This window comes from Macromonas bipunctata (assembly GCF_002837135.1).
GTDB classification, from domain to species: Bacteria; Pseudomonadota; Gammaproteobacteria; order Burkholderiales; family Burkholderiaceae_C; genus Macromonas_A; species Macromonas_A bipunctata.
Genome location: NZ_NWBQ01000093.1, coordinates 1 through 4,514 on the forward strand (window position 1 = coordinate 1; position 4,514 = coordinate 4,514).

Below are 4,514 nucleotides of genomic sequence, written 5' to 3' on the forward strand. Positions count from 1 at the left end.
CCGTAGGGTCGCCACTACCAGGAGTGGTAGTTCAGTTGGTTAGAATACCGGCCTGTCACGCCGGGGGTCGCGGGTTCGAGTCCCGTCCACTCCGCCAGATTTTTGTCAGTTCCTTGGGGGTATAGCTCAGCTGGGAGAGCGCTTGCATGGCATGCAAGAGGTCATCGGTTCGATCCCGTTTACCTCCACCAAGTTTTCTAGGTTTGACCCTATCGTCTAGAGGCCTAGGACATCACCCTTTCACGGTGAGTACCGGGGTTCGAATCCCCGTAGGGTCGCCACTGCCAGGAGTGGTAGTTCAGTTGGTTAGAATACCGGCCTGTCACGCCGGGGGTCGCGGGTTCGAGTCCCGTCCACTCCGCCAGTTTTTTGTCAGTTTCTAGGTTTGACCCTATCGTCTAGAGGCCTAGGACATCACCCTTTCACGGTGAGTACCGGGGTTCGAATCCCCGTAGGGTCGCCACTACCAGGAGTGGTAGTTCAGTTGGTTAGAATACCGGCCTGTCACGCCGGGGGTCGCGGGTTCGAGTCCCGTCCACTCCGCCAGAATACAAAACCCTTGCAGCGTTGGTTGCAGGGGTTTTTTGTTGTCCGTCGCGCATGCACACATGGGTCATCGGCCTCGCCATTCCGCCTGCAGATTTTTGGGCAAGAAAAAACCACCTGAACCGGGTGGTGCCAAGTGGTTGTTTTCATTGGTAGGCCTCCGCGGAGTCGAACCGCGCACCAACGGATTATGAGTCCGCTGCTCTAACCAGGCATGAGCTAGAGGCCCGTAACCGTATACAGCCTGTTATTCTAACGGGTTGCCCACTTTTCCTACGCTGCACGCCCCATGAAAGTCAAAACCCAAAGTAAAAAAGTCAACAAGGCGTGGCTCAACCAGCACGTCAACGACCCCTATGTCAAGCTGGCGCACAAGGAGGGTTACCGCGCGCGCGCGGCCTACAAGCTCAAGGAAATTGACGAGATGTTCCATCTCATCCGCCCCGGGCAGTGTGTGGTGGACTTGGGTTGCTCGCCGGGTGCCTGGAGCCAGTACCTGCGCCGCCGCATGGCCCCCAACGGGGCCGCCACAGGTGAGCTTGACGGCGTGCTGATCGGGCTGGACATGCTGCCGATGGAGCCGGTGGATGGCGTGCAATTCATTCTGGGCGACTTCCGCGAGGAAGCGGTGCTGGCCCAGCTCAAGGACAAGCTGCGGCTGGCCGATGGCAGCTACCGCACCGTCGATCTGGTGGTGTCGGACATGGCGCCCAACCTGTCGGGCGTGGACTCGGTGGACGCGGCGCGCATTGAGCACCTGGTGGAGCTGGCGGTCGATTTCACGCGCGAGCACGTCAAGCGCGACGGTGCGCTGGTGGTCAAGCTGTTTCACGGCGGCTCCTACACGCCGCTGGTCAAGCTGTTCAAGGACACGTTCCGCGTCGTCAAGCCGGTCAAGCCCAAGTCGTCGCGCGACAAGTCGTCGGAAACCTTTCTGGTTGGCCTGGGTCTGAAATGAGGGCGGTTGGATGCGCTGGGGTGGCGCAGTTGCCTTGTTTTCAGCATGGTTTTGTGTTGCCTGTCACCCTGGTGACTTGATGCACCTAAAATGAACCCTATTTTCTCGATGTTCGACTTCTTCTGGAGCTTTTCTTGAACAACCAGTGGTTTTCCAAAGTGGCGGTGTGGATGGTCATCGCTATGGTGCTGTTTACCGTCTTCAAGCAGTTTGACGGACGCGCCACGGTGGGTGCCGGCTACATGGGCTATTCCGAGTTCCTGGACGAGGTGAAGGCCCAGCGCATCAAAAGCGCGGTGATCCAGGAGGGCGGCAACGGCACCGAGATCGTGGCCGTGACCACCGACGACCGCCGCGTGCGCACCAACGCCACCTACTTGGACCGCGGGTTGATCGGGGATCTGATTGCCAACGATGTGGCGTTTGACGTGCGTCCGCGCGAGGAGGGTTCGCTTCTGATGACGTTGCTGGTCAGCTGGGGCCCGATGCTGCTGCTGATTGGGGTCTGGGTCTATTTCATGCGCCAGATGCAGGGCGGCGGCAAGGGCGGCGCTTTCAGCTTTGGCAAGAGCAAGGCGCGCATGCTGGACGAGAACGCCAACCCGGTGACGTTTGCCGACGTGGCCGGCTGCGACGAGGCCAAGGAAGAGGTCAAGGAAGTGGTGGACTTCCTGAAGGATCCGTCCAAGTTCCAGAAGCTGGGTGGGCGCATCCCGCGCGGCCTGCTGCTGGTGGGGCCACCCGGTACCGGCAAGACGCTGCTGGCCAAGTCGATTGCGGGCGAGGCCAAGGTGCCGTTCTTCAGTATCTCGGGTTCGGACTTTGTGGAAATGTTCGTGGGTGTGGGTGCCGCCCGTGTGCGCGACATGTTCGAGAACGCCAAGAAGAACGCGCCCTGCATCATTTTCATCGACGAAATTGACGCGGTGGGCCGCCAGCGCGGTGCCGGTCTGGGCGGTGGCAACGACGAACGTGAGCAGACCTTGAACCAGATGCTGGTCGAGATGGACGGTTTCGAGACCAACTTGGGCGTGATTGTGATTGCCGCGACCAACCGTCCGGACATTTTGGACGCCGCCTTGCTGCGCCCGGGCCGTTTTGACCGCCAGGTGTATGTGACGCTGCCCGACATCCGGGGCCGCGAGCAGATCTTGGCCGTGCATATGCGCAAGATTCCGGTCGGCAACGACATCAAGCCCGAGGTGATTGCCCGGGGCACGCCCGGCATGAGCGGCGCCGATTTGGCCAACCTGTGCAACGAGGCTGCGCTGATGGCCGCGCGCCGCAACGCCCGCGTGGTGGAGATGCAGGACTTCGAGAAGGCCAAGGACAAGATCATCATGGGCCCGGAGCGCAAGTCGATGGTGATGCCGGAGGAGGAGCGCCGCAACACGGCCTACCACGAGGCGGGCCACGCGTTGATTGGTAAGTTGCTGCCCAAGTGCGATCCGGTACACAAGGTCACCATCATCCCGCGTGGCCGTGCGCTGGGCGTGACCATGAGCCTGCCGGAAAAAGACCGTTACAGCTACGACCGTGATTACATGCTCAACCAGATCAGCATGTTGTTCGGGGGCCGGATTGCGGAGGAGGTGTTCATGCACCAGATGACCACCGGCGCCAGCAACGACTTTGAGCGCGCGACGCAGATTGCGCGCGACATGGTGATGCGCTACGGCATGACCGACGCGCTGGGCCCGATGGTGTACGCCGAGAACGAGGGCGAGGTGTTCCTGGGCCGTTCCGTGACCAAGACCACCCACATGAGCGAGCAGACCATGCAGCAGGTGGATCGCGAGGTGCGCCGCATCATCGACGATCAGTACCGTTTGGCGCGCGACCTGATTGAGCACCATGCCGACAAGATGCACGCGATGGCCAAGGCGCTGCTGGAGTGGGAGACGATTGAGTCGGATCAGCTCGATGACATCATGGCGGGCAAGCCGCCGCGCCCGCCCAAGGACTGGGTGCCGCGCAACCCGCCCACCGGCGGCGGTGGCGACCAGCCGCCCACCGTGAAGCACGATCCGACGCCGACCGTCGCTTGATTTTCCACCGGGGCTTGCCCCGGTTTTCTTTTGGGGGTTTCCTTATGAATGCAGCATCCTTGACCGCGCCCGTGTGGCAGACCAGCCGTTTTCGTATCGACCTGACGCGCCCGCAGGTGATGGGGATTGTGAATGTCACGCCCGATTCGTTTTCCGATGGTGGCAGCCATGCCGATACCCGCAGCGCGTTGCTGCACGCCGAGCTGCTGCTGCGCGAAGGCGCGGACATTTTGGACATTGGCGGTGAATCGACCCGCCCCGGCGCACCGCCGGTACCGCTGGAGGAGGAGTTGGCCCGCGTCGTGCCGCTGGTGCGTGAGGCGGTACAGTTGGGGGTGCCGGTGTCGGTGGACACCTACAAGCCCGAGGTGATGCAGGCGTGCCTGGACGCGGGTGCGGACATCATCAACGACGTGTGGTCGCTGCAACGTCCGTTTGCCAATGGCCAGGGCGATGGTGTGGCGGTGGTGGCCGCGCACCCGCAGTGTGGTGTGTGTTTGATGCACATGCACCTGGAACCCCAGAGCATGCAGATTGCGCCCATGCACGGCGATGCGGTGCCGCAGGTGGTGGATTTTCTGGCGCAGCAGGCGCAGCGGTTGCTTGCTGCGGGCGTGGCGGCGGAGCGCATTGTGCTGGACTATGGCATCGGCTTTGGCAAGACGGTACCGCAGAATTTTGCTTTGCTGGCGCGCCAGGCCGAGGTGCTGGCGCTGGGTTACCCGCTGTTGGCGGGCTGGTCGCGCAAATCGTCGCTGGGGCAGGTGACGGGGCACACAGTGCCGCGCGATCGGGTGGCAGCCAGCGTGGCGGCGGCGCTGTTGGCTGTGGATCGGGGGGCGCGTGTGGTGCGCGTCCACGACGTGCAGGCCACGGTGGACGCGGTCAAGGTCTGGCAGGCCATGCAGGCCGAGGTGTGAAGCGCCGGATGTGAAGTGTCTGCCAGGGCAATCGCATTTGAA

The 4,514-nt window shown here is 62.3% G+C and carries 3 protein-coding genes and 7 tRNA genes; 9 read left to right on the plus strand and 1 reads right to left on the minus strand.

Features of this window, described 5'->3' with window-relative positions; all coding sequences use genetic code 11:
- The first annotated feature begins 20 nt into the window (after window positions 1–20).
- The 6 genes from CON76_RS12045 to CON76_RS12070 all read left to right on the plus strand — a co-directional run bounded on the left by CON76_RS12045 (window position 21) and on the right by CON76_RS12070 (window position 546).
- A tRNA-Asp gene (locus CON76_RS12045) sits at window positions 21–97 on the plus strand.
- An 18-nt stretch (window positions 98–115) separates the two neighbouring features.
- A tRNA-Ala gene (locus CON76_RS12050) sits at window positions 116–191 on the plus strand.
- Between the two features lie 14 nt (window positions 192–205).
- A tRNA-Glu gene (locus CON76_RS12055) sits at window positions 206–281 on the plus strand.
- A gap of 6 nt (window positions 282–287) precedes the next feature.
- Window positions 288–364, plus strand: a tRNA-Asp gene (locus CON76_RS12060).
- A gap of 23 nt (window positions 365–387) precedes the next feature.
- Window positions 388–463, plus strand: a tRNA-Glu gene (locus CON76_RS12065).
- A 6-nt stretch (window positions 464–469) separates the two neighbouring features.
- A tRNA-Asp gene (locus tag CON76_RS12070) sits at window positions 470–546 on the plus strand.
- A 150-nt stretch (window positions 547–696) separates the two neighbouring features.
- Here the strand turns inward: CON76_RS12070 and CON76_RS12075 are convergent.
- Window positions 697–775 (minus strand) — tRNA-Ile (locus CON76_RS12075).
- Between the two features lie 60 nt (window positions 776–835).
- Here CON76_RS12075 and CON76_RS12080 point away from each other — a divergent pair.
- The 3 genes from CON76_RS12080 to folP all read left to right on the plus strand — a co-directional run bounded on the left by CON76_RS12080 (window position 836) and on the right by folP (window position 4,472).
- Window positions 836–1,504 carry an RlmE family RNA methyltransferase gene (locus tag CON76_RS12080; RefSeq protein ID WP_101103638.1) on the plus strand — a complete coding sequence of 223 codons (669 nt, stop codon included), beginning with the start codon at window positions 836–838 and terminating at the stop codon, window positions 1,502–1,504.
- Window positions 1,505–1,638: 134 nt separating this feature from the next.
- Window positions 1,639–3,552 carry an ATP-dependent zinc metalloprotease FtsH gene (ftsH, locus tag CON76_RS12085; protein WP_101103640.1) on the plus strand — a complete coding sequence of 638 codons (1,914 nt, stop codon included), beginning with the start codon at window positions 1,639–1,641 and terminating at the stop codon, window positions 3,550–3,552.
- A gap of 44 nt (window positions 3,553–3,596) precedes the next feature.
- Window positions 3,597–4,472 (plus strand): dihydropteroate synthase, encoded by an 876-nt coding sequence (gene folP, locus CON76_RS12090; RefSeq protein WP_101103642.1) that lies wholly within the window; start codon window positions 3,597–3,599, stop codon window positions 4,470–4,472.
- Window positions 4,473–4,514 lie beyond the last annotated feature (42 nt).

Excerpts from the sequence above, each read along its gene's own strand:
- folP (WP_101103642.1), top strand. The coding sequence starts at position 3,597 with ATGAATGCAGCATCCTTGACCGCGCCCGTGTGGCAGACCAGCCGTTTT.
- CON76_RS12080 (WP_101103638.1), top strand. The coding sequence starts at position 836 with ATGAAAGTCAAAACCCAAAGTAAAAAAGTCAACAAGGCGTGGCTCAAC.